Source organism: Mitsuokella apri, from assembly GCF_047974105.1.
GTDB lineage: Bacteria > Bacillota > Negativicutes > Selenomonadales > Selenomonadaceae > Mitsuokella.
The window spans coordinates 326,956-353,866 of sequence record NZ_JBHYRS010000003.1 but is presented as its reverse complement, the minus strand read 5'-3'; the positions used below and the strand labels follow the sequence as shown (position 1 = coordinate 353,866).

Annotated in this window: 11 protein-coding genes and 1 pseudogene; all 12 read right to left on the bottom strand. The window is 49.0% G+C overall.

Features of this window, described 5'->3' with window-relative positions:
• Positions 1–315: 315 nt before the first annotated feature.
• Positions 316–951 (bottom strand): annotated as a pseudogene (locus ACE419_RS06580) (autotransporter outer membrane beta-barrel domain-containing protein); the annotation flags it as partial.
• Positions 952–1,196: 245 nt separating this feature from the next.
• Positions 1,197–2,453 carry an RNA-guided endonuclease InsQ/TnpB family protein gene (locus ACE419_RS06575; protein ID WP_435721416.1) on the bottom strand — a complete coding sequence of 419 codons (1,257 nt, stop codon included), beginning with the start codon at positions 2,451–2,453 and terminating at the stop codon, positions 1,197–1,199.
• Positions 2,401–3,039, bottom strand: a complete 639-nt coding sequence (locus tag ACE419_RS06570; RefSeq protein ID WP_435721415.1) for an IS607 family transposase — start codon at positions 3,037–3,039, stop codon at positions 2,401–2,403. Before ACE419_RS06570 ends, ACE419_RS06575 begins: the two co-directional genes overlap by 53 nt.
• A gap of 428 nt (positions 3,040–3,467) precedes the next feature.
• A complete protein-coding gene (locus tag ACE419_RS06565) occupies positions 3,468–4,748 on the bottom strand; it encodes an IS110 family RNA-guided transposase (protein WP_435721414.1) in 1,281 nt (426 codons plus the stop codon).
• Positions 4,749–5,361: 613 nt separating this feature from the next.
• Positions 5,362–12,930, bottom strand: a complete 7,569-nt coding sequence (locus ACE419_RS06560; protein ID WP_435721413.1) for an ESPR-type extended signal peptide-containing protein — start codon at positions 12,928–12,930, stop codon at positions 5,362–5,364.
• 161 nt (positions 12,931–13,091) lie between these two features.
• Positions 13,092–13,319: a helix-turn-helix domain-containing protein gene (locus tag ACE419_RS06555; RefSeq protein WP_435721412.1), complete on the bottom strand. Its 228-nt coding sequence runs from the start codon at positions 13,317–13,319 to the stop codon at positions 13,092–13,094.
• 41 nt (positions 13,320–13,360) lie between these two features.
• A complete protein-coding gene (locus tag ACE419_RS06550; RefSeq protein ID WP_435721411.1) occupies positions 13,361–19,975 on the bottom strand; it encodes an ESPR-type extended signal peptide-containing protein in 6,615 nt (2,204 codons plus the stop codon).
• 324 nt (positions 19,976–20,299) lie between these two features.
• Positions 20,300–21,973, bottom strand: coding sequence for an AAA family ATPase (locus ACE419_RS06545; RefSeq protein ID WP_435721410.1), 1,674 nt, complete (start codon positions 21,971–21,973; stop codon positions 20,300–20,302).
• 41 nt (positions 21,974–22,014) lie between these two features.
• A complete protein-coding gene (locus ACE419_RS06540) occupies positions 22,015–23,673 on the bottom strand; it encodes an AAA family ATPase (protein WP_435721409.1) in 1,659 nt (552 codons plus the stop codon).
• Positions 23,674–23,800: 127 nt separating this feature from the next.
• Positions 23,801–25,453, bottom strand: a complete 1,653-nt coding sequence (gene ilvD / locus ACE419_RS06535) for a dihydroxy-acid dehydratase (protein WP_435721408.1) — start codon at positions 25,451–25,453, stop codon at positions 23,801–23,803.
• Positions 25,454–25,549: 96 nt separating this feature from the next.
• Positions 25,550–26,086 (bottom strand): cob(I)yrinic acid a,c-diamide adenosyltransferase, encoded by a 537-nt coding sequence (cobO, locus tag ACE419_RS06530; protein WP_435721407.1) that lies wholly within the window; start codon positions 26,084–26,086, stop codon positions 25,550–25,552.
• A 442-nt stretch (positions 26,087–26,528) separates the two neighbouring features.
• On the bottom strand, positions 26,529–26,909 hold the full coding sequence (locus ACE419_RS06525) for a P-II family nitrogen regulator (protein ID WP_435721406.1): 381 nt from the start codon (positions 26,907–26,909) through the stop codon (positions 26,529–26,531).
• Positions 26,910–26,911: the final 2 nt, after the last annotated feature.

Here is a 26,911-nt window from a genome sequence, read left to right as displayed (position 1 = left end):
ATTTTGAGTTTTCCGTGCGAGAGTATTATCTCATATGGGTGAAAGGATTTAAATACACTGGATTATTAAGCGCTTACGCTATAGCACAAGAATTGCGAAAAAAAACAAGAAGAATTCGATATACAGGTACCTGTATGATGTCATTTTTTTGAAATCTTTTTGTTTTTTCATCCATATATTATATGCAAATCCTATAACATATGCAATACCACTATGCTAAAACGATTGCGATGATGTCTTATCCATTATTTCGATGAAAAAAAACATGCAGGTGTCTGTGCCTGCATGTTTTGCGTTTTCCCTATCGATTTTGTTTTAGAAGTTCCAGCGGACGCCGGCATCCCAGCCCCATTTTTTATGGTAGGAGCCCGTGCTGCTCTTTTCGATGTCGGCATAGAGCTGACTGTTCTTCGTCAGGTTCGCCGTCAGGCCGAGGCCGTATTCGAACCAATTGTCGCCATAGTCGGTATCGAGATGCAGCTGACCTTCATCATCAGCAAGATGCAGCTGACTGCTGCCGCCGAATTCGTGGAACCAGTCGGCCTTGGCGAAGAACTGGGCCTGCTCACCTTCATAGCCGATGCGCAGCCCGGCCCTGCCGACCGCGCTTTTGATGTTGTTTTCGTGGTAATGCACGCCGTTTGCCAAAGTCAGGTCCGCGCCATCGAGCCAGCCGAATGTCATCTGTGCCTGAGGCTCGACAAACCAGCCCTGCTTATTTGGCGTGAACGAATGCTTCCAGCCGTATTCCATGCTAAAAGTGTAACCGTTATTGTCGAGATTCTCGCCATGACTGTAAGCCCCGTGAAGCTCTCCCTCCAGATGCGTTCCCCGCAAGGCAAAGTCAAGGTACTGTCCGTCACTCTTGGCACGTGTATCGTAAAGGCCGAGACCCCAGCCCGTCACATCGCTGTAACCGCCGAGATAGCTGCCCTTGCCCTGCGTGTAGGAAAGTCCGACTCCCCGGCAGAATAATTATGGACGGTGACATTTTGCGTATCCTTTGTGCCGACTTTCAGATGGACCGGATCCTTCTCCGATGAGCCCCAGCCATTGACTTCATTGACCGTGATGGAGTCCCCTTCCGCGGCCTCAGCCGCTCCCCAGCGGCTGACACTGTCACGTCACATTTATTATAAATCAAATCCATTATAGATAAAATTTTTAATAAATTTTACTGTTCGCAGTTTCTCAAGTCAAGCACGACGAAGGCCGTGCTTTTCTTTCATCAAAAATGTTACTACAGTTGGGCGTGACGCTGCGCCCTCTATCCCGTCGGCCTTCACGTTCGGGAATACTTTTTTCATAATTTGAAAAGCTCCATTGACATCAGCATTGATTGTTTGGCCGTCGTTAGCACGAAAAAGGCCGCGATGCACACGTCTGCTCTTATTGTAGAATTCTTTTATTGGGCATTCGTTGTCAAGGAAGGATGTACCACTGGTATAGCTTTCTTCCGTCATAACGACCTGGATGCCTGCCGATTCGGCCTTATACTGCAGCATCTGAATGAATTTGGCAAAAGGAATCTGCACGAAATGCTGATTCGTCTTTTTGCCAAGGGATACTTCCTGCTTCCAACCTTTATTCTGACCAATCACCAAGATAGAAATATCGTGTCTGTCACAGATTTCAATGACTTTCCTGCTGGCCTTATGCAGATAATCTTCGATCTTGCGATTCCGCTTTGCCGTGAGCTGCGTGATTCGCTTCGATGAATGGCGTCCATTCATCCGCTCACAGATACTTCGCATTCTCGCCAGATTTTTATTGTAATATTGATTGATGGCTTTCAGCGGCGTCCCCTTGAAAAGGAATGGGGCCTGACCGACGTTCAAGACCATCGCCGCCAGATTGTCGACACCGATATCAATCGATGCATAACGGCCATTATCCTGTTTCTGTGGCACATCGGGCAGATCATAAATGATTTCCATCATGATGCTGTCGCCGCTTGGCACAAAACGCACCTGCTGAAAGACAGCATGTTCCTGCTGCGTGAAAACAGGCTTGACTTTAAAATCACCGAAAACCCGGGGAAACTGAATAGATCCATCCCGTAACTTGCAGTTCTGATTTGTCATAATCAGCAAGGAAAGGCCATCTTTCCGCTTATAAGCTGGCAGCTTCGGACGCCCCTTGTATTTCTCGGGATGTACTTTCCAGTCCTTGATGGCCGCGAAAAAGGATTTCCAATTTCGGTCAAGCAGGCGAAGCGTCTGCTGGGCAGATTGGGCCGTCGGCATGGCACGGTAATCCGGATATTCCGTATCTTTTTTCAAGAGAACATCCAGCTCACCATAACGCAGCCATTTTCTGTTTTCAATGAATTCCTTCCGAATCAGATAATTGCCATGGTTGTATAAATTCTTGGCCAAATGGCAGAACTGCCGGATTTTTTCATAATACGGGGTGCTCTTTTTCAGTCGATGGCGTTCCGCTCGCCGGCTCATCTTCAAGCGCCTCCTTGATTTTATTCAGTCTTCCGCGGCTGGAATAGAGCTTCATGGAATAACAATGAAGCAAGCTGACAATCTCTCCAAATACTTCCTGTGAGTCAAGTTCTTCTGAGCCGACTTCGTTCATAACGACGATGTCGCAGTTATATTTCTGAAATAGATAATAGAATAATTCATATCCTACTCGTGACAGACGATCTTTATAAGTAATGACAACACGTTCTACGCGTCCTGCCAGCACGTCGTCAAGCATCTTGAAAAAATTCTTCCGGTGCTCAAAACTGATGCCACTGGCAATATCCGAAAAGACACCGTTGATGGTATAGCCGTTAGCAAAGCAGAACTCTTTCAGCATTTGCAGTTGATTTTCAAGGTCCTTCTTTTGCTTCTTGGTGGATACCCGGGCATAAATATAAGTCCTGCGTTTGACGTCCTTATTGAGAAATTTATAAACATCCTGTTCATTATAATCATAATGGCCATTTGGCATCACATGGACACGGATGATACCAGTCTTGACATATTTCGTTAAAGTCGGCCTCGATACTTGAAGAATGCGAAGAACATCTTTGGAAAGCATCCAACTCACCTCCCTATATAATCTTAAGATTTCTTCAAATATCTCCTGTTTTCGCAGCTTTTCGTAGCAGCATATTTATTGAAGAACTTGCGTATATGGATGAATGGCGTATTTGCACGGCGTAAGTGGGATTTTTGGCGCAGCAAAGCTAACGTCATTGCCTTGATTTTTCAAAGACCGATAAAATCCCCTTCGTTTTATGGCAACGTACCTCCCATGTCTAACAGGATCATCTGCATGGCAGAGTCCTAAATTCCTTCGTTCCGCTTATCCATATCTGGGTGCCATTATGCTCCTTTGCTGAGTCGCTATGCGCTCTAATGGAAATAAATCTGGCTACCGATTCTTCTCTTTCAGTTGTGCTGCTCTACTTCCTGGCACCTTACGGTGGACGTTTTACCCGAAAACAGAGATATTTGAGCGTTCCCTTATGCTGCTAACAATTCGTTTTCCCAGACAATATCTTTCAGCATCTTTTCTTCGTCGTAAGCGACGTCCTTACTGAGCAATGTGTAGAAAATCCGTATGAGTTTGCAGCCAATAGCTACGACAGACTGTTTCTTTTTCAGCGGATTATGAAGCCGCTGCGTGAAATGTTGATGTATCTTCTGATAAGCCTCGTTTTTACTGATAAGCGAGATTGCTGCGGTAAAGAGAACTGTCCTGAGGCGGGCGCGGCCGCGCCTGCTGATGGTGGTTTCTCCCCGATGCTTTCCCGAGCTGTTCTCTTTCAAAGCGAGTCCTGCCAGCTTTTGGATTTGCTTCGGTGATTGAAAACGTCTAATATCTCCCACTTCAGCCAGAAATCCTACAACCGTCCTGACGCCAATCCCTTTGATGGCCAGCATCTGCTTGGTTGCCGGAATCTGCTGACACAGCATTTCCAGTTCTGCCATAACCTCTTCCAGTTGATTGTGTACCTTGCGGTAGTCCGACAGCAGCATTTTCATTTGAAATGCCGCCGAGCGGCGTCCGTCTTTCTGGCCGATGCTGCTTTTGGCGGCGTCTACCAGTCTTTGAGCACGTTTCATACCTACCGCGCGGATCTTTTCCCGCCAGATTGCGTTGATTCCCTCTGCGCCCAGCGCCTCGATAGCGTCTGGCGTGCAAACCTTCTCAAGCAACAGCAGGCTGCTTTTTGCCCCGACATTCTTGAAAACTTCCTGATACTCCGGAAACCAGACATTGAACCACCTCGCCAGCTGATTTTTGTACCGGATAAGTTCCTTATTTAAATTCAGCTGCATGGTATTCAGGATGCGAAGATCCGCATAAATGCCTTTCGGGACATACGGATAACTGTAACGCCCTGAAATGACGAGCTTGGCAATGACCTTAGGATCTTTCTGGTCGTTCTTTGTCTGATTATTGTCGTCCAGTTCCTTGGTCTGCTTCACATGATATGGATTGACCATGCAAAGCGTGATATTGTGTTCCTCGAGAAACTGCCCCAAGGCAAACCAGTAATGGCCGGTTGGTTCCATTCCTACGAGAATGTTGGTCTTGCCGTTCTCACGCGCCAATCCGCGTATATAGCGGAGAAAACGCTCGAACTGATCCCGGCAATTGTAGAATTTAAGCACACGGCCGATTTCTCTGCCGCGCCAGTCGAAGGTACGTGCGTAATGCGTGGTGCATCCGATGTCGATGCCGACGACTAAAGTGCTTTTATTGATTTGACTAATCTTGAGATTCTGTGTACAATTCATATTGGAAACTCTCCTAACTAGATTTTTTTAGGGCGCTTTGACGACCCGGTGTATATCTCTAGTTTAGGGGAGTTTTCTTTTTTGCTCAAACCTGGAATTTGATCTTAACGGGAATGCTCCTTATATCATATAATTTAACATATTTTAATAAATTTCTCAATTTTATTATTTTTATAAAATACTTTAAGGGACCATACGGTTTCTCCGCGGCCTGCGCGGCCATCGGCCCTGACAAAGTCAGCAAAACAGCCGTAGTCAGTCCGACTTTTGCCTTAAATGCGCTGCGGCGCCTGCGATGTGAATGCTTCATGACAAAACTCCCCCATATCTCTTCTTTTTCTGCAAACCATTAGTCAGAGTTAACTGAATCTTAAGGTTACATAAACAATTTTACGGTCTGTTCTAAGATGAAGGTCAAATGACGCGAAGCAACATATCTTAATCACGAAAATACATAAAAAAAGAAACAGCATCCTCGTAAAAGATACTGTTTCTTGAGCAAAAAATACGAAAAATATAATCTCGCTGTGATATCTGTCTTGACAAAAGATGTGTCACTTATATATACCTAAATCATTTTGTCATGCAATCGATGTTTTACAGCAGAGTTTTGTCACTTGGCAATGCGCGAGCCGTATACGTCGCGGTAGTCGCCTTTGTCCGGATGGTCCTGATCATTGACGCGGACGCGTTCGACTTTGTGGCGGTCGTTGTCCTTGCCGGAGATGCGGTCGACGCGGAAACGGTCGATGTTCTGGACTTTCGTGAGTTCCGGACCGAATTCGTCAACGGAGCGCGCCATATTGCCATCGGACGGAGCGCCATTCTGCAGCGCACGGTAAATGATGGCCGCATATTCGTAGCGGGTCATGGCCCTGTCGCCCTTGAATTCGCCATCCGGATAGCCCTGCAGGTAGCCGCGTTCGGCCAGATATTTCACGTACTGATAAGCCCAGTGATTTTCCGGTACATCCGGGAATGTCATCGTGCCCGTGGCCGGCAGGGCCTTTGGCTGCTGGCCGGCGGCTTCATAGGCCGCGAGCTTCTGCGAAAGGACATTGACCTGATTTTGCAGGGCCAGAATGTCCTTGGCCATGGCCACGCGCGAACGGGTGATGTGGTTGCCCTGACCAAACTTCCAGCTGACACCGACATTGACCATGTTTTCCCCGCCGCCGACCGTGCCGCCCACGGACAAAGTCGTATCCTCGTTTGGCTGATAGAAGGCACCGACAGCCGCTGCATTGGCACCGCGATAATTGCCGTAGCCGACTGCGAAATCCCATTTGTCGTCAGGGTCGAAATCCTGCGGATGCAGGGCAGCAAGGGCGGCCGCGCCGGCACCGACACGGTTGACGCGGTTGCTGACATTGCTGACCTCGCCGCCGAGTTTCTTGAGCTGCGAGACATTGACGGCATCGTCATCGGCCGTGCCGGGGGCGACATTGTGAATCTGATTGCCGCCCATGCTGACATTGCCGTCGCGAATCGTCAGAGAACGATTTGCATCCTCTGTCTTGATAGTCAGGCCGCCGTTGTTGATGGTCGTATTGCCTGCATTGAACGTGTCGGCATTGACCGTCTTCGCATTGACCGTCGTGACTTCCATGCTGTTCAGGCCCTTGACATCCTTCGCGAGCTTGACCGTCAGCGTGTCCTTGCCATCTGAGACAACACCGATATTGTTGTCCGAAAGCTTCGTGGCATCAGAAATGCCGCCCTTGATATTCGTCGTACTGTTGAGCGTCTGCTTCAAAGCATCGCCTGTGTCACCGGCATATTTCATACCGTCGTCCAAGGTAGCAACAGTGTGACCGTCCATGGCAAGACGCTTGATGGAGGTTGTGCCGTCCACACCTTTTACTGCAGCTGCTGCCTTGACGGAAACTTCATTGTCACCATCTTTGAATGTCAACTGACCCGAATGGCCATCCGTCGTAATCGACTTCGTGCCGTCTTTGCTCTGGACAGTCAGTTTGCCGTCTTTGTCTTTATGGCCGAGCGTGACATTATCATTGAGAGAAAGATTGTAGTTGCTGCTGCCATCTTTGTTGTCATTCCTCTTCAGAACCAAATTGCCGTCAGTGCTCGGTGCCTGCTCATTATCGTTGACAGTGACCGTCGTATGCTGAGAAGCTTTGTCGTAAACCGTCTTCAACTGAGCTTCTGTAGCCGCGCGGCCGGAGTCGCTGTACCAATCTAAATGATTCGTGTCAAATTTTTTATTTGTCAGGCCTGTAACGGTGCTCTTATGCTGGTCATTGCCATCCTTTTCACCTTTGCCATTGATGGTCACACCGCCGATTTTAGCAATCCCATCGCCGATATGCGTTGTTTTGCCGACATTGATATGGTTCGTTGAAATGCCGTTTTTGTCGATTGTCGTTTTCGTCTTGCCATTCTGGATAGTCAGAGAACCGGCAGATGTGGTCGTACTTGCGACAGTCTTACCACTGGCGTCTGTCTTCGTCAGTGTCGAACCGGCTGCATTCGTCACATTGCTGATTTTGCTGCCATCGTCATTCGTCTTTTCCATCGTCGTGGAGTCGATGTTGAGGTCACGATTCAAGGATACCTTGATAGCACCATGGTCTACGGATGTAATAATATTTCCAGCTTTTGTCTGTTTGCCAGTAGAGTCATAAGTACCGTCGCCGTTAATGGCAATGGTCTGGCCCAAAGCCTTCTTGACACTGTCACCGTTAGCAGACAAGCCGAAACCGCCTTTGGCCCCTGGTCCGATGAGATTCGACACGACCTGATGCAGCTGGTCTTCCGTTGCCGCACGACCGCTGACATAGGAATTATCATCATTCCAAGTCTTATTGTCGAGACCCGTCACATACTTGCCGGCTTTATCTTTCTTCGCCGTGGCATTGCCATCCTTATCGAAAATAGTGAGATTAGAGTCATTAGCTTTATGCTGGCCAATCTTAACTCCGCCGATGGAAGCAACACCATCATTGATGGTCGTGTCAGCACCGACTTTGACTTGCCCTTTCCTGCCGTCGATGTTGACATTGCCAATCTTGGCAGCCGCATCACCGATGCGCGTTTTTTCGCCAACGTTGATGTGATTCGTCGCAATACCGTTCTGGTCAATCGTCGTCTTGGTCTTGCCATTCTGGATAGTCAGAGCACCAGCAGAAGTGGACGTAGTTGCTGTCGCTTTGCCAGCAGCATCTGTCTTTGTAATGGTCGAACCTTCGGCATTCGTGATATTGGTAATACTGCCCTTGGCATCCGACTTCTCCATCGTCGTAGAATCGATATGAAGATTGCGGTTCAACTTGATGGTCAGCGTAGCATCATCGCCATTTTTCGTCGTAATAACGCCGACATTCGCCGCACCGTCCATCAGGTCTGATTCTTTCATCTGATGGTCTTTGTCTTTTCCTTTATTATAGTCAGAAACATCACCGACGATATTGACCTGATGGTTCAATTTGACAGCAGCAGCCTCGCCGTTATTGCCGAAGTCGCCTTTGTATTTCTGCCCATCGTTTAAGTTAGCGACTTCCTGTTTCCCATTTTCGCTATCCTGATAAACAATACGGCTGGCTTTTTTGCCATCTGTCGACGGCGTCAGCGCATTGTCACTGTAAGCTGTCCAGATGTCGACATAGGCCCCTTTTGTAGCATTACTGTCTTTTTCTCCATTCAGGATGATATGACCACCTTGCGTCTTCCCGTTCTGACTATCGCTGTTGGTCCAGATAGATACACCGGTCGTGCCATTCTTGTTATTGACATTGATTTTACCATCACTGCCACTTGCTGTTTGACCAATATCTACTTCATCCGTGAGCCCAAATGTGATTTTGCCATTTGCTTCAGCTTTCGTCACAACCTGATTGGTCATACCATTGAAATTCATGGTATTACTCAACGGAGTACTGCCATTACCCGTATCGCCAGCATATTTAAAGTTCAAATTTTGAGCTGCTTTGCCATAATCAACGGACAAATCATAAACATCATGATTATCCTGTGCACTCTTCGTGATGGAAACTGTTTTATCATTGGACGTTACAATCGTCTTTCTGGCATCAGAAATATTCTTAGCATCGCCGATATTGGCGCCATTGGTATCGGCAACTGCATCATAGGCATTAGTCTTAGGATTGATGCCACTTCCCATATTCTTGACCTGGTTGCCGCCGAAGCTGATATTGCCTTCGTTGATGACAATATCCGTTTTGTCTACAGCAGTATGCGTAATCGTAATGCCATCTTTATTCAGGGTTGTTTTGCCATTCGTGACGCCATCTGTATTCATGACGGTATTGCCCGTGGTCACACTGTTAACATGAACATCGTTTGTCAGTTTAACTGTCAGCGTATTCTTGTCTTTATCTGCTACAACACCGATATTCCTATCACTGAGATTATTGATATCAGCACCGCCAATAATGGACATGGCCTGATCGGAATTCCGATGCAAAACATTCTGGTCAGCTGCCGACGTATCCCCAATAATCGAGTTATCACCGGCGAAGCGCAGCGGCTGCGTGCGCAGGAAAAGCTGACTGCCGTTGACGGCATCCGTACTCTTTTCGCTGACGAGGCCGGCCGCGACATTCTGCAAACGGCGTTCATGGTCTACGCTGCCGATGGTCACGACGCCAGCAGCTTTCTGACCAGCTGCTTGCCTGTCATAAGTACCTATATACTCACTGATACCTGCGGTCCGGTCTGTCACACTGGCTGAGGCGGCCGAATCCGTCCCTAAATAAACGGAATTGGCAACAGTGGCGTTGACATTTGAACCGAGAATTTGGATTTTGGATAAAGAAGTACCGCCCTTCATCGGGAGTTCCGAGCTGCCTTCTACTGTGTTTTCATTACCCATGATGGTAATATCCTTAACCGGCAGGGTATTGTCCTTGAGGGTTACAGTATTACTCGTACCGGTAATATTGATTTCATCCAGTATATCGGCGTCAAGTGGATCCTTCTCCGTGCTGCCCTGCACTTTATTGCTGTTACCGCTGATCATGACATTCTTAATTTTAGCTGCATCATTGCGGGTAATCTCATTTGAATTGCCCACGATGCTGCTGTCACTGATGCGGACCTCATGGTCATTGTCGGGCTGTTCACTGATGATGTTGCTATCCTTGCCAAAGACATTGGCATTTGCTGCTTTGCTGGTATGTGAATTCTCGCCAACTACCGTAGCGTTATTGCCATCCGTTGCAGAAGTCTCATTGCCTATCGCGATGGAATTTAACGAATTGGCCTGGCTACTGGTGCCAAAGGCAATTGAATTCTCACCTAAGGCCTTGGCCTGATCGCCGATGGCATTAGCGCTGTGACCGCTGCTCTTCGCCTGTGCGCCCATGGCTACGCCGCGCACATTAGACGTTTCAGCAAAATAGCCAATGGCAATGGCATCATTATTTTCAGTCGCACCTTTGCCCTCTTGCTGTTGAGTAATCGCTCTGGTACCGATGGCTACCGAATTATTACCGGCAGATTGAGCACCTGCACCAATTGCCATATTATATTGATAGACCACATGACCGTCATCGTCCGACTTAGCCAAAGTATCGATCAGTTTACCTATTGTTTCATCTTGGTAACCAGTACCTATAGCAATACTGCCTATACCTTGAGCCTGAACATTATTACCAATTGCCACGCCGCGCTCTGCATCTGTGGTAGCGAGAGCTTTAATGCCTATCGCTAAGGAATTCGTGCCGAAAGCACTGTTATTCTTATAGTTTGCTGCAGCGGTACCGTTATTATCCGTCTTGACCGAATAATAATGGACTTTTGCTTGCTCGACAGTATTATCCAGTTGTCCTTTATTTACAGCATCGGTAGTTTCTGTACCATCCTTGACATTCTTAATCTGCACGGCACCCTTATTCTTATCTTCCAGACGTACGTACTCATTATTGTTACCGGAATAGGTTACGGTATCGCCCTTGCTGCTGCCCGCCGGTGCGGAGGCAATCTGCGACTCCAAACGCTGCTGCAATGTTTTCAGCTGATTAATAGTAGCAGCATCTTGAAGATCGGAGCCATCCGCAACATTAACGATACGACGCAAACCATCTGTCGTGTTTTTGCCTATAGAAACAACCTGTGTAGCTGTAGTTCCCGTTAAATAAGCATTGCCAGAGGACATAGCATCTGTTGCCAAAGAGCCTTTGCCAATGGCGATATTCCCGATGCCGTGAGCTTCCGCTCCATTACCGATCGCGATAGAGTCCTCATCTGCTGCTAAAGAAGTATAGCCTATCGCGGTCGACGTTTCAGCCGTCGCTTTCGCTTTCGCACCTACCGCTGTACTGTATTTATTCGCAGTGGTTTCTGCGCCCAAGGCCGTAGCTGCGGAAATGAAAGCTACGGTGTCCTTATCGTAATGATTGGCATGATAACCGATCGATACATTTTTCCCGTCTGAGGAATTTTCTGTCGTGCTGGTTGCCTGTTTGCCGATAAAAGTACCTGCCTCTGAGCCAATGGCGATATTGTAATTGCCTTTGACGTTGCTGCCAGAATTAAAGCCTAAGGAAATATCCTCCTGACCATCGACATTCTGGCCGGCTTTGTTGCCAATCATTACATGAGAGCCGTTGACATTCGTCGTATAACTCATCATTCCCTGGCCAGCTTCTTCGCCGATGACTACAGAGTTCACAACATTGGCTTCGGCACCATGGCCAATGGAAACAACGTTATTGGCTTTGGCCGTCGCGCCGCTGCCCATGGCGATGCTCACATCACCAGCAGCCTGCGTATCTTTACCAATGGCAATTGCTTCGTCTTTGGTGGTCTTTGCGTTCGTGCCTACGGCCAAGGCATTTGCGTGATCGACTGTTGCCCCTGTACCAATGGCCAAAGCATTTTCTTTCGTGGCATGTGCTTCTGTACCAATAGCCGTGGCCCCGGTACTGCCATAATCAATCTGGGCTTTATAACCGATGGCCATGGCATTTTCGGAAACGGTCTTGCTTTTCGTACCGATAGCAATGCCATTTTGAGAAACCGTGCGGCCTGTTACATCGGTCGAACCGCTGGCGTCATTCATGACAACGGCATTATCACCAAGGGCAATGGCCGAACCGCCGCGGGCATTGGCTTCGTTGCCGATGGAAATACTATTTCTGCCGCCACCGCCCATCAAAGCAGCTGTGCCATCATCCGGCGTCATACCGCTGCGGACACCTGTGATGGCTCCATGACCAAGGGCGATGCCATTGGTCGCCGACTTTGTCACTTCGGCATTCGTGCCGATGGCCGTGGCATTGTCGGCGGCTGCTTCGGCACCTTTATTACGGACTTTGTCCGTACCTGTACCGGTCCGGATTTCGCCACCAATGGCAATGGCGCCGTTACCGCTGGCGTCGGCCTGCATGCCAATGGCAATAGCTTTTTCCTTGGAAGCAGATGCATTTTTGCCGACTGCCAGGGCGTCCTCTCCTGTAGCCGAAGCGTCATCATTCGTGCCCGATGACTTAGCGCGGAAATATTTGATGCCCGACTTATCACCGCTCAGGCCTAAACTTGCGTTGACTTTCTGCAAAGCGTCAATAGCCGTGGCATTCTGGGCGATTGAATTTTTGTTTTTCTCAATAGCCGTTTTGTTATCAGCAATGTCCGACTTATTGCCGGCAATGGCAGTCGAGTTATTGTCAATCTTTGTCTTATTGTCGGCAATATTCGTGGCATTTGTCTCTGTCGCCGTTTTATTCGCAGCGATTGACGCCTTGTTGTCCTCAATGCTCTTTTTATTTTCTGCAATGGCATCGGCGTTTTTCTTGATATCATCCTTATTCGCCGCAATATCGGTTTTATTTGTGTCAATCTGCGTCTTATTCGCCGACACATCCTGTTTGGCAGCATCGAGATCTAACTTAGTCGCTACGCCGTTAACGGCAATGACGATATTTTTCTCTGTACCTTCTTTTGGCTCAGATGTAACGGAAATATTATCTCCAGCCTCAATGGTATCGCCTGCATTGACTGTAGTTGATGCCGCTGCCGCACAGGTACCGCCCGAAAACAACAAAGATGAGAGCAGCGCGGCCGTGGGCAGGATGCCGGCAGAATGGTGGACGTGTCTTCCCGTGGAGCGTTTCGGTGCTTTGCCGCCGTTTTTGGCAATTTCCGGGACGACTTCGTATTGCCCCTTTGTGCGATTGAAAATTACTTTATATACCCGATTCAAAGCGATTCCTCTTTTCCCTATTTTCCAGATGTCTATATGTTTCCGCGCAAATAAAATCATCGCACACCCACTCGCCATCTTTGCGGATGGGTCGTTGACATGCGATGATTTCATTTCACACTCCCTATTCGCCTATGCGTAATAGGAATCCTGAATTTTTATCAGAATGTCTCGCTGAGTCCCGTGAGGTAGTCAAGGGAGACATGGTAGTATTTGGCTAATTCCACCATCTTGTCGACGGGAATCTTGCGTTTGCCGAGTTCGTACATGCCGTACGAGACCTGGCTGCAATGAATGACCTTGGCAACGTCGCTCTGCGACAGATTATTCTGGATGCGCAGGTCCTTGAGCCGTGTCGACCAGATGTGGAGTTTGCGTGCAGCTTTCATAATTTCACTTCCTTAATATAAGGGATTGCCGAAAATGCGGCTCAGGCTTTATCCTTCTCGACTTTGGCGAGAATCTCGTTGACCTTCTGCTCAAGGGCGTCAATGCGCTTATCCTTCTCGGCATTTTCCTTCTTGAGGGTGTCAATCTCCTGCGACTGCTCGTTGATGACTTTGGCCATCTGCGTCTTCGTCAGGGCATGGTGGTTCGAGCCGCCAGGGCCAAACTTGACCGTGACGCCAGCGTTGATGCCGGCATCGCCGTTGCCGAACGAAGCACCGATGCTGAAGAGACTGTTCTCATCCGGCTGGTAGAACACGCCAACCGCGCCGGCATTCGAATTGCGGTAATGGCCGTAGCCGAGAGCGTACTGGGCCTTGTCGTCCGGGTCAAACTCCTGCATCGGGTGCAGAGCTGCCAAAGCATTGCTGCCCGCCGCCGCACGGCTGATGTCATTCTCGACATGGCTGTAGGCCGAATTCATATCCTGATAAATCTGCTGCGCGCTGGCTGCGGCCATATCATTGACATAACCGACATTCGCCACCGAATTCGGGTCGCTCGTATCCGTCTTCACGCCCGTGATTACGCGGCTCGTCGAATTGCCGGACGAATCCTTGCCGCTGACATCAATCTTCGTTGCAGTGTCGCTGCCGCCGATCTTGATCGTTTTGTTGTCACTACTGATGAGGTCGCTGGTTTTCTTGACCTGATTGTCGAGGCTCGTCAGGTTCTGGGCCGTAGAACTGTTCTGGTTGATGTAGGTACCGCCGGAAGGACGGAGTTCGTTCCAGATTGTCCCAGCGTTGACAGCATTGGTGGAGCCTTCTTTGATGTCCGTATCTTTCAGACCACTGATTGTCTGGTCTTTAATCGTGACACCGCCGATGGTGGCGCTGTTGCTCACAGTCAGGTTATCCGTGGTCGTGGTCGTGGCAGTAACAGAATCTACATTGAGATTTTTATTCAAGGAAATCTGGTAATTGGCGGCTTCACCAGCATTGGCGATATTTGCGACCTTAAGGTTCGAATCCGTGGTCGAAACGATGGTATGCTTGCCAGCCTGGCTTGCCGCATTCTGAACAGCACTATCGAGAGCGCCAATGGCGTCTGTAATAGTGGAGCCATTCGAAACAGTATGCTGTTTGCCATCTTCCGTAAAGTATTGCTGATTACCGATTTTATCATCCACTTTGTTGATAGCCTCTACTACCGTAGTGGTCGTACCATCGGTTTTCTTCAAGCCAGCATTCAAATCAGAAACATTGCCCATATCGCTGGCCCTGGCCACGTCTTTAATCGTGACGGTTCCCTGAGTCTTGCCCTTTCCATCAACAAGGTTCATGGAAATCTTATTGTCCGTGCTTACAGACTGTTCACCAGCTGCAACATGAATATCGTTATTGGCTGCATCAGTTTTAGCCGCTTCGACCGCAGCATTGTAAGCTTTTTGTACCTGAGCTTCCGTAGCTGCCTTATTGGAGTTCTTATAGTCGGAAGCTTTATCGTTACTCCAATCCGTATTGTTCAATCCGGAAACTTCGCCTTTGGTGCCGTCGATGGTAACTGGCTTGTTTCCTGTCGTCGAGCCGCCGATAGTTATTTTATCTGCCAGCTTCAGGTCATAAGTCACCTGACCTGTTGTTTGATTCTTTTCTGCATGAAGCAGCAGATTGCCGCCGTTATAAGGATCCTTGTCCATGCCAGCTGACTTGCCTTCCACAGTCAGAACGGTATGGGCACCGGCCGTTTTACTGATAGTCTGCAAAGAAGAATCCAGTTTGGCAAAGTTCTCGCCTGCTGTTGCATCAGCATCAATGTAACGATACTTGATTGTCTTTCCAGCCGCATCCTTCTTGGCAGCACGGGTTTCATTGTAGACCGTACCGCCCGTGACGAGCTGCTGGCTGCCGTTGTTGGCAGAATCTGTTGCTTGGGAATCAGTAATATTGCCTGTGCCGATGGCCTTGCCCCAGAGATTTTTATTAGCCGTCTTGTCAGCATCGGTCACAGCGGTACCGTCTTCCTTGTATTTCAGATTGTCGCCGATATTGGAAGCATCATAATTTGCTTTTTTTACTAATTCATTGCCTATGGTACCGCCATCAGCCGCAGCGTCCTTAATCATCTTGTTAACATCATTCAGGTTAGCTGCATTGGTGCCGTTTGCATCTTTATCATATGTACCGCTTTGGCCTAAACTATCGGCTACTTTGGTGATCTGACCGCCGTTGGCACTGATATTCTTATCTGTCGTATCCAGAGTGAGCTTTGCACCTTTGTCGTCTGTACTGCCGGAAATAGAGGTGATGCCTTTCAGATCTTTGGCCAGCTGGATTTTCAGTTTACCGTTCTTGTTATTCACGCCGATGTTGCCATCCGTCAAGTCGCCTGTTGCACCGCCGATAATATTGAGAGTGTTATTCAGTTTCTTGGCAATGACTTTAGTGTCATCAGTCTGGCCATCGTCGCCGGCAAATTTCAGGCCGTCTTCCATGGTAGCCGCCTGATGATCTCCCGCCGCATCTGTGTAGACGATGCGGGTGATTCCATCCTTGCCGTCGACGCCATTAGCACCTTTGATACCTTTATTTGCATCATCGGTACCCTGCTTGATGGTAATATCAACTTCCGCATTCTTGCCATCTGCGCCAGCAGGGCCAACTAAGCCAATTGTACCAGGAGTACCAGGTGTGCCAGGTGTGCCAGGTGTGCCGTCTTTACCATCTTCACCCGGTGTACCAACAACAATCTTGGTCATTCCACCATTGAGTGCGTCATAGACAGTCTTACCGGTAACGAGCTGACCACTGCCATCATCAGCCTTATCAGTGATTTTACCAGTACCGATAGCTGCACCCCAGTCATTTAGATTTTTCGTCTTCTTGTCTGTATCAGTAATATGGGTACCAATGTTGGAAGCATCGACATTTGCTTTATCTGCTAACTTCGTATCGGTATTGCCAGCTTCCTTGTTAATCATGCTGTACACATCACCGATGTTAGCAGCATTAGATTTATCTGAATCTGCATAGGTTCCATCTGTCGCAGTAAGGCCACTCTTAACATCAGTAATCTTACCACCGTTAGCATTGATACTGCCATCAGTCTTCAAGGTAATTTTTGCACCTGTAGTAGTTTCTTTATCCCCATCCTTTGTCGTTGTCTGATTGCCAATGGAGGTAATACCGGTGAGGTCCTTGGCCAGCTTCAGATCATAGGTAACTTTGCCATTCGAATCTGTATCGCTGTGGAGCAAAATGTTCTTGCCGGCATATTTGTCTGCTTCCGTTGCAGCTGCTATTTTACCTTCTACAGTAAGTTCGGTATGAGCACCGGCTTTGGAATCAAGGGCAGTATAGGCAATCTGCAGGTCGCCGAGGTTGACTGCATTTCCCAGGGCAGCCCCTGTTGCCGTAGTGATAGTAGCTACCTTGCCGTTTCTATCTTTGGCATCGGTCAATGCGCTCTTGACGTTAGTAACAGTTGTACCGCCTTCTCCGGCGAGAGTAATCTTCGTATTGTCAACGACGGTCTTGCCATCTTCCGTCTTGGTATCATATTTCACAGAACGGCTATCTACTTCGGAAAGTTTACCAGTATTGGTATTCACCTGATCATCCAGTTTCAACAAATTCTCGCCGGTGGTCTGGCTACTCTTTACATACGTGCCGTCCTTTGTCGGCCGTACTTCGTTGTACACTGTGCTACCGGTGACCAACTGCTTCGAACCATCGCCATCTTTGGTCACAGTACCGGTGCCGATAGCTGTAGCCCAGGCTTCTTTATTCTTTGTCTTGTCATCATCTGTAGCTGCTGTTGTTCCATCAGCTCCGAATTTCAGGTTGGCTCCGATATTGGAAGCGTCGATATTGGCCAGTTTCTTAATTTGAGCTACGTTAACGGCGTCCGTATCATTAAAGCCAGCAGCCAGATTCGTGATTCTGCGAGTAGTTGTCTTGTCTCCATTAACACCGCCAATGGAAACAGCACCAGTTGTGGCTTTCCAAGTTGCCGAGTCAACGCTAGATGCTTTATTGGTAGCAGTCGAAGTAGGATCATAGCCTTCTGCATCGGCTTCAGCTGTTGCCACAGATACAGAACCATTGCCGAGAGCTACGCCGCCATCTACACTAACATTTGCACTGTGCCCGATAATAACTGCATCAGAAGCATCTGTTACCGTATCCTTATCATCTGCCGAACCCAGGATGACGTTATTTTTCTTGTCCGTCAACTTATGATTGTCACCGAGCACCAGATTGGACTTGTTCGTATCCACACTGCTGCCGGTGATGGTGTTGTTGGAACCGATGACGTAATCATTCTTGCCGTTTTCCACATTGTTGTAGAAGCCGTCCACATAGTTCAGCTGAGTAGAGGTCCCTTCTGTATATTCCGTATCACTGCCTTTCACTGTGTTGCCAACACCTACGACCTGGGTCATATAGGCTTTATCAACGGTGTTGCCGCCACCCATAACCATGACCTGGGCTCCACTGTCCGGAACGGCCGCTTTCAAGGCATCGTTCAGTTTCTGCGGGTCTTTCAGATTCTGCGTGATTGCACTGGCATTTTGGAGACTGATGGCCCGATAAGAATTGGTGACACTGTTGCCTGCACCGACAATGATGGCAGCATTGGAGTCAGTCGTCACGTTAGCCTGACCGACGATGCTGTTGGCAACGCCGCTGAAGGGCTGAGAAGTACTGGTATTGTCGTTAATGTTGAACGTGCCATAGGAAAGAGCTGCAGCACCGCGGAAATCAATGCTGCCCGACTGTGGTGCTTCATTCGTGATACCAGAGAAGGAACCACCTACGGTAGAAGCAATGCCGTCTGTATGAGTCATATAACCAGCTGCTTGGCCTGCAAATTTTTTGGCTCCGTTGTCATCAGCGTTGAGATATTGTGCATATTCCGCGGCCGCGTTCTTGAAGATGTTGGGAACCTGATCATTGACACTGTAATACTTGGTCTTGTTATTATTGACTTTGGTATCCAGTGTATTGTAGGCCGTCTGCAAATCGCCGAGGTTGACTGCATTTTTCAGAGCTTCCCCTGTTGCCGTGGTGATAGTAGCTTTCTGACCGCTGCTGTCTTTAGCTTCCGCCAAGGCGCTCTTCACATGGGTAACAGTCGTATCATTCGTGCCATCGCCCAGAGTAATCTTTGTCTTGTCGATGGTTTTATCGGCAGCCATATCATACTTGACAGTACTGCTATCAATATCAGAAAGCTGGGTGTCCAAGGCTTTTAGATTCTCTGCAGTTGTGCTAGCTTTTTTCACATACGTGCCATCTTCTGGCCGTACTTCGCTATATACCGTACCACCAGTAACGAGCTGCTTGCTGCCATTGGTATCCGCATCGCTGGCCTTGGAATCCGCTACGCTACCAGTGCCCAAAGCTTTGCCCCACTTATTTTCATTGGCTGTGATTTCTTCTTTTTCTGCAGCAGCTTTTTTATCAGCATCAGTAATTTTCTTCGTATCATCACTGAAGTTATTGAAATTCAAACCGACGTTTCCAGCAGTAACATCTGCTTTGCCGCTGAGACCTACAGTTGTACCACTGCCGCCGGAAATCTTAGCATTCTGAATCGCATCGTAAACCGTGCCCCCAGTAACGAGATTATCATCACCAGAAGTTACCTGTCCTGTCTCGATATTAACGGAATATTCTTTTACACTGCCGTTCATCTTAGAAGAAACAGTGGTATGAGCGCCATCCACAATATCAATGGCTTTTTGAGCATCTACATAAATTACAGAATGACCATCAGGAGTGATATTGTTGAGGCTTATATTCGCTTTATTACTATTGATAGTCGTTACGGCTGTACTCAACTGGCCTACGGTAACGGCATCATTATCGTCTGCACCATCTGCAACATTCGAAATGCGGCGTTTGATGCTGTTTGAACCTACAGACACGTAATTGGCGACTGGTGTCCCATCTTTTGCATACGTTTTCTTTGTAGAATCAAGAGTCATCGTTGCATCAGAATTAGCACCAATGGCGATGTTATCGTTTGTTGCCTGAGCCTGATAGCCGATGGCAACAGATTTCTTACTTGCATTAGCATTCTTTTTATCTGTATCGCTGATATTTTCCCAAGGATCCGCAGAAGCCCCATAACCAATAGCAACAGATCCTGTACCGGTTGCATCAGCCTCTGAGCCAATAACTACCACATCCGTGCCGGTTCCCGGTTTGACGACACTATTAGCATCATATTTTGAACCTATAAATATGCTATCCTTCGACATTGGCTGTAAGCGATCTCCGATAACGATAGTATGATCACCAGCCTGAGTATGAACACCAATGGTAATGGCATGTTCACCTAATGCACCGTTGTTATTGACGCCGATTCCACCTGGTTGATAGTTTTGAGACTCATTATTTTCTTCAGTTTTATGCTGAACACCTATATATTGCCAACCTGTGGTATCCGTTTTATCTGCCGCTTCTGCATTCACCGGCCCAAACGCAAAGGTAAACGCTCCCAACGCAAGCAAAACGGACATTGTCAGCGCCGCTTTCTGCTGCCCGCCATTGCCATGCGAGCTTTTGACGTGACTTTTCGCAAGCTCCGAGACAACAATGTAGCATTGCTTGACTTTACTGTAGATGACTTTATATATTTTATTCATCTTATGGTTCCCCCTACGATATTAAATCTTGCTTAGCCTTTAATATTGACTTAAGCATACGGCCTCATCTCGCAAGAGGGTCAATACAGTATGTTTTGACGTCTTCTCTGGCTTTTAAAACAGAAGAAAATAAAAAAGGCGGCCATATTCCTCAAGGAATGGTCGTCTTTTCTTTGTCATTATGCTGTTTTATGGAACGTTGGCACAGAATCTTCAAGATTTCATCTTTATGGGCGCCTTTTTGTCACTAAGTATGACATCATTTTGTTTTGTCATCCAATTTCATACTGTTTTAGCAATACATTACGTTTTATGCGTGTTGTTTTAGTCCGACTTTTTCGGTACGGCGACGTATATTTTTTTGCCGCAAAAGGCCATGCCGTACTTCCAGACCTCGGTGAGTCCGCGCTTCTTGAATTCGGTATCGTAGGCGCGGTCCTCAATCTGGGCAAGGGCTTCTTCGGCCTTAGTCTGCAGTTCATCTTCATTGGCCGCGGCCTTGAATTCCATGATGACGCCGGCTTTTTGCGCGTCTTTGGGGAAGATGGCAAGGTCAAAACGCCCATAGCCGCTTTCGCGATTCGATTCGACTGCATAGCCGCTGCCCTGCAGAAGAGCAGTCAGGCCCAGCATAAAACCATGGTAGAAACTCTCTTTATTTGCCGTGTCAAATGTGCTGGCCATCCCAGTCAGGATTTTCTGCAGCTGACGGGCAAAACGGACATGGTCACCATGAAACAGATAATCAAATAAATCATCGAAAGTATCCGTATCAATTCCGTGTGCCAGGTGATTGAGGATTTCCGTTGCGTAAACGTCCCGGATTTCGTCATTTGGAATGCGCAGGGCATAGCGGTTGCGGCGCGTGCGTGAAGCCGACTCTGCCGTCAAATAGCCCGTTGTCAGCAAAAGCGTATAAAGTGCGCTTTTATCTCTGCCAATATCCTCGTAAATCACGCGTTCATTAAGGGTCACCGAAATCGTGCCGCCCGCCAATAAATTCTGCAAAGCCTCAATGCGTTCGGCATCCGCGTGCTCCAGCAGTACGTGCAAAATACCATTGGCCGAGGTGTTGACCCAGTAATCGCCAAATTCGCCATTGCGGAAAAAGTTGATGACCGACCAAGGATTGTACATTTCGGTCTGGCCAAAGCGATAGCCATCGTACCATTGCTTAATTTCCGGCAGTTTGTCACTCATGCCGAGGTCCTCAGCCATCTTTTTGACTTCATCCGGCGTAAAGCCGATCACATCGTCATAGCGCGTGCTGAGTACGGAGCAGACGTCAAGATTATTGAGGTCGCTGAAAATGCTTTCCTTCGCCACGCGCAGCACACCCGTCATCACGGCAAATTCCAGATTTTCATTGCCCTTAAGCACGGAGCCGAGCATCTGCTTCATGAAGGAAATGCACTCTTTGTAGAAACCATTTTCCCATGCCTGCTGAATCGGTGCGTCATATTCGTCAATGAGCAGAATGACTTTTTTGCCGTGATGCTGGCGAAGCATCTCCATCCAGATGGCAAGAAACATCTGCATCTCGGAAATATCCGCTTTTCTTTGCTTCAACGCTGTAAAACGAGCCTTCAAGTCCTCGTCAACACGCGGACTTTCTTCCAGATAAGCACAGGAAATAAACCAATTGCTGATCCAAGAACGAAAAGTATCCAACATTTTCTCCCACGTGATATCCTTAAGATCCTTCAACGATACAAAGATCACCGGATACTGCCCGCGTTCCTGCATGTATTTTTGTCCAGCCCGCTCAACGGCGAGCCCGTCAAAAAGAAAACGGCTCTCCTGCTCGCGCTGCAGCGAAAAGAAATAATCGAGCATGCTCATCGTCAGTGTTTTGCCGAACCGCCTTGGACGCGTCAAAAGCGTCACGGCACTGTGTTCATCGATGAGCTGCCGGATAAAATCCGTCTTGTCGACAAAATAATACCCTGCCCGCAGTGTTCCAAAATCATCGATGCCAATCGGCATGGCTTTTTTCATAAACTCACCTCGTCCCGACTTACTTAACGGATATGATCTGTTCATGCTTTTACAGAAATCTTCTTGCCACAAAAGGCAATGCCGTACTTCCATACATTCATAATGCCGCGTTTCTGGAATTCAGCATCATAGGCTTTTTCTGCAATCTGACGAAGGGCATCTTCGGCCTTAGTCTGCAGTTCATCTTCGCTGGCCGCGGCCTTGAATTCCATGATGACGCCGGCTTTTTTCGTGTCTTTGGGGAAGATGGCAAGGTCAAAACGCCCGTAGCCGCTTTCGCGATTCGACTCGATGATATAATCCGGTACAAAAAGAGCTGTCATGCCCAGCATGAAGCCATGGTAGAAACTTTCTTTATTGGCGGCGTCGTAAGTGCTGACAAGGCTGCGAATGTAGGAAGTCAGCCCCTCGGCGAACGCTTCCGCTCTTCCCTGCATGAGATTGTCAAGCAGATTGGACAGGCGTGCCATAGAACGGCCTTGACGTGTCTTATTGAGGACTTCATAGCGATAAATGTCCTGCACTTCACGATTGGGAATCATGAGTTCGCAGATGAGTCCGCCAATGCCGCGCCGGCGGCTCTTGATGGTCAAATAGCCTGTGGTCAGCAGCATGGTATAAAGTGCATCCTCATCCTCACCGATGTCGTCATAGATGACGCCTTCTCTTATCGCCGTCTGGATGCTTGCCCCTGACAAGAGAGACTGCAGGTTCTGTATCGTATCGTCATTGGCCTGCTGCAGCATCTCGCGGATAATGCCATTGCCCGAGGTATTGACCCAATAATCGCCAATCTCGCCATTGCGGAAAAAGTTGATGACGGACCACGGATTGTAGATTTCTGCCTGACCAAAGCGATAGCCGTCGTACCATTGCTGGATTTCCGGCAGTCTGTCCTCCATGCCGAGGTCAGCGGCCATCTTTTCGACTTCTGCCGGCGTAAAGCCGATGGCATCATCGTATTGCGAGCTCAAGACAGAGCAAACATCAAGATTGTTGAGGTCACTGAAGATGCTTTCCTTGGCAACGCGCAGGACACCCGTGAGAACGGCAAATTCAAGGTCATCGTTGCTCTTTAAGGCACTGCCAAGCATCTGTTTCATAAAGGAAATACATTCCTTATAAAAACCGTTCTCCCATGCCTGCTGAATCGGTGCATCATATTCATCAATGAGCAAGATGACTTTTTTGCCATAATGCTGATGTAGCAGGTCCAGCAAAAATGATAATGCATAGGAAAGTTCATCCAATGATGCCTGCCGATCAATAATTTTGCTGAAGAACTTTTTGCTGTCTGCTAATATCGTCGGACTTTGCTCTAAATAACGAAACCGCATAAAAAGACTGCTGAAAAAAATCCGAAAATACGCTTGCATTGAGATCCAATCCAAGGCATTCGTATCTTTCAGCGTTATAAAAACCACTGGATACTGACCGCGTTCAGACATATAGGACGCCCCAGCCCGTTCAATGGCTAGTCCATCAAAAAGATGACGGGATTCTTTTTCCTTGTCAATCGCAAAGAAGTATTCAAGCATGTTCAACGTCAGCGTTTTGCCAAAACGCCGCGGACGCGTCAAAAGCGTTACTTTGCTGTGCTGGTCGATGAGCTGCCGGATAAAATCGGTCTTGTCAACAAAATAATAACGTCCGCGCAGCTCCTGAAAGTCCTCGATGCCAATCGGCATGGCTTTTTTCATGTCTTCACCTCATCTCATTTTGCATGTTTCCTTCATTATAACATAGGCACCTAACAGACGGCATGAAAAAAGACTGCAGAGGCAGTGAGCCCCTGCAGTCTTTGTCTGCATTTTGATTTTGCCGATTTTATTTGAGTACGGCACCCGTGCTGGCGGACGTCGTGAGTTTGGCGTAACGGGAGAGGTAACCGGTCTTGATTTTCGGCTCCGGTTTCTTCCAGTTGGCCTTGCGTTTGGCGAGTTCTTCGTCGCTGACGGCAAGCGTCAGACTGCGGTTCGGGATGTCAATGGTGATTTCATCGCCGTCTTCGATGAGAGCGATTGGGCCGCCCTCCATGGCTTCCGGCGAGATGTGGCCGACGCAGGCACCCTGGCTGGCACCGCTGAAACGGCCGTCGGTGATCAGGCCGACTTTGAGGCCGCGGCCCGTGATGACTGCCGTCGGGTTGAGCATTTCCTGCATGCCTGGGCCGCCTTTTGGACCCTCGTAGCGGATGACGACAACGTCGCCGTCATGGATATCGCCGGCCATGATGGCATCGCAGGCTTCCGTCTCGGAGTTGTAGCATTTTGCTTTGCCCGTGTACGTCAGCATGTCAGGAGCGACGGCCGAAGCCTTGACAACGGCGTAATCCGGTGCGAGGTTGCCCTTGAGGATGGCGATGCCGCCTTCTTTGCGGTACGGGTCGTCGACGCTGTGAATGACATTGCGGTCGAGGACTTCGGCGTTCTTGATGCGGTCGCCGACCGTGCCCGTAATCGTCAGGGCGTCGAGATGAATCAGGCCCTTCTTGGAGAGCTCATGCATGACAGCCGGAATGCCGCCGGCCTCATTGAGGTCCGTCATATGATGCTTGCCGGCCGGGCTGAGCTTCGTGATGTACGGCGTGCGGCGCGAAATCTCATCGAACAGCGGTGCCGGCAGGTCGATGCCAGCCTCATGGGCAATAGCCGTGAGGTGCAGGACCGTGTTCGAGGAACCGCCGATGCCCATGTCGACCGTGATGGCATTCTCGAAAGCTTCGCGCGTCATGATGTCACGCGGCTTGATGTCTTTCTTGATGAGTTCCATCAGGGCTGCACCAGCGCGTTTCGCGAGCAGGCGGCGTTCGCCGTTGTAAGCAGCCGGAATCGTGCCGTTGCCCGGCAGGCCCATGCCGAGGACTTCCGTCAGGGAGTTCATCGTGTTGGCCGTGAACAGGCCGGCGCAGGAACCGCAGCCCGGGCAGCATTTCGACTCGAGGTCAGCCATCTCGGCAGCATCCATCTGGCCAGCGGCGAATTTGCCGGCAGCTTCAAAGGCCTGGCTGACACTGACGTCACGGCCATGGAAACGGCCTGGCAGCATCGGGCCGCCCGAAACGACGACGGCCGGAATGTTCAGGCGGGCAGCGGCCATGAGCATGCCCGGAACAATCTTATCGCAGTTTGGAATCAGCACGAGGCCGTCAAAACCGGAAGCCATGGCAACGGCTTCGATGGAGTCGGCGATGAGCTCGCGGCTCGCGAGGGAATATTTCATGCCCGTATGGCCCATGGCAATACCATCGCAGACGCCGATTGCCGGGAATTCCATCGGCGTGCCGCCGGCAGCTGCAACACCGAGCTTGGCAGCTTCGGCGATCTCACGCAGGTGGATGTGGCCCGGGATAATTTCATTGAAGGAATTGCAGATACCAATCAGCGGCTTTTTGAGGTCTTCAGGACCGTAGCCATTGGCATGGAACAAGGAACGATGCGCACAGCGCGTAGCGCCTTTTTTGACAATATCACTTCTCATAAGACAACTCTCCTAACTTTTTGTATCGCGTGTCTAGCAATAGTAGACATTTTAGATGCAATTGGTAATGTGATACTTAGTTTACAACATTACGAGTCAAAATTCAATGCCTTTTTGTGCTTTTATTCCAGACTCGAACGGATGCCTATGGGATTTCATCTCCGTGATGAGGTCGGCCTGCTCCAAAAGCACGGCCGGCGCGTCCCTGCCCGTGCAGACGAGATGCAGATTTTGCGGGCGTTTGGCAAGCAAATCTGCCAGCTCCTGTTCGCTGATCAGGCCGAATTTTACGGCGTAGTTGATTTCGTCGAGGATGACCATGTCCCATTTGCCGCTTGTGATTTCAGTCTCGGCCAGCTGCAGGGCTTTTTTCGCAGCCGCGAGGTGCTCTGCGCGCGGTGTCTCCCCCTTGCGCGTAAAACCGAGCCCCATCTGGCGGACTTCGATGCGGCCCTCGGCCTTTGCCAAAGTCTCGATGGCATGAAGCTCCCCGTATTTCCAGCCGCCCTTGATAAACTGCAAAATGAGCACCCTGAGCCCATCCCCCCAGGCCCGCATCGCAAGGCCGAGTGCCGCCGTCGTCTTGCCCTTGCCTTTGCCCGTGTGGACGATCAAGAGTCCCTGACGTTCCATAAACTTCCCCCATTTCTGCATAAAATAAACGGTTTGCTTCTATTATAACATGGGTTTACATCATGGGTTTACATCGAGAAAAGGGCGGGGACCTAGTCACAAAGATATACTGTCCCTGCGAGGATGCTTACTACATTTAAATGTAACTAGGGCGAGGGTGCCTATTCCGCCTGCAGAAGCGGCGTGATTGCCGAAGGCTGGGTCCTAAACGGCTGCAGCCAAATATGATAATGTGAGAACGCCGCGGCAGGCGGCGAAATTACTAAGTGCATAAACAAAAACCATAGGACCCATTTAACAGAGCGACGAAGCCGAAATAGGCGCCCTCGCCTCTGTATCGATGTAAGCCGTCCCCGCCCCTTCCACGATGTAAACAAAAAGAGCCCCGCAGGGCTCTCTTTCTATGAATATGTAGGGATTGAGGAAACGAATTTGTCGGACTTTATTTCGTGTCCATGATGGCCTCAGGGCCGCGGTCGCCGGTGCGGATGCGGACGGCATCGGTGAGTTCGTAGACGAAGATTTTGCCATCGCCTATGTTGCCGGTCCGCACAGCCTTTTGTGCGACCTCAAGGACGCGTTCTACCGGAATCTCGCAGATGACAGTCTCGAGCTTGATTTTTGGCACGAGGTTGATGTCATATTCCTTGCCGCGATAAACTTCCGTGTGGCCTTTCGACAGGCCGCAGCCAAAGACCTGGCTGACGGTCATGCCGAGCACGCCGATATCGTTCAGTGCCTGTTTGAGCTCTTCGAGCTTGCTGGCACGGGTAATAATTTCTACTTTGGTAATTTTTCTCTTTTCCGTATTTTCTGTAGCCATGA

Bases quoted from the DNA above. Each gene is read 5' to 3' on its own strand.
- ACE419_RS06555 (WP_435721412.1), bottom strand. From the start codon at position 13,319: ATGAAAGCTGCACGCAAACTCCACATCTGGTCGACACGGCTCAAGGAC.
- ACE419_RS06570 (WP_435721415.1), bottom strand. From the start codon at position 3,039: ATGCTTTCCAAAGATGTTCTTCGCATTCTTCAAGTATCGAGGCCGACT.
- cobO (WP_435721407.1), bottom strand. From the start codon at position 26,086: ATGGAACGTCAGGGACTCTTGATCGTCCACACGGGCAAAGGCAAGGGC.
- ACE419_RS06565 (WP_435721414.1), bottom strand. From the start codon at position 4,748: ATGAATTGTACACAGAATCTCAAGATTAGTCAAATCAATAAAAGCACT.
- ACE419_RS06550 (WP_435721411.1), bottom strand. From the start codon at position 19,975: ATGAATAAAATATATAAAGTCATCTACAGTAAAGTCAAGCAATGCTAC.
- ACE419_RS06540 (WP_435721409.1), bottom strand. From the start codon at position 23,673: ATGAAAAAAGCCATGCCGATTGGCATCGAGGACTTTCAGGAGCTGCGC.
- ACE419_RS06525 (WP_435721406.1), bottom strand. From the start codon at position 26,909: ATGGCTACAGAAAATACGGAAAAGAGAAAAATTACCAAAGTAGAAATT.
- ilvD (WP_435721408.1), bottom strand. From the start codon at position 25,453: ATGAGAAGTGATATTGTCAAAAAAGGCGCTACGCGCTGTGCGCATCGT.
- ACE419_RS06575 (WP_435721416.1), bottom strand. From the start codon at position 2,453: ATGAGCCGGCGAGCGGAACGCCATCGACTGAAAAAGAGCACCCCGTAT.
- ACE419_RS06545 (WP_435721410.1), bottom strand. From the start codon at position 21,973: ATGAAAAAAGCCATGCCGATTGGCATCGATGATTTTGGAACACTGCGG.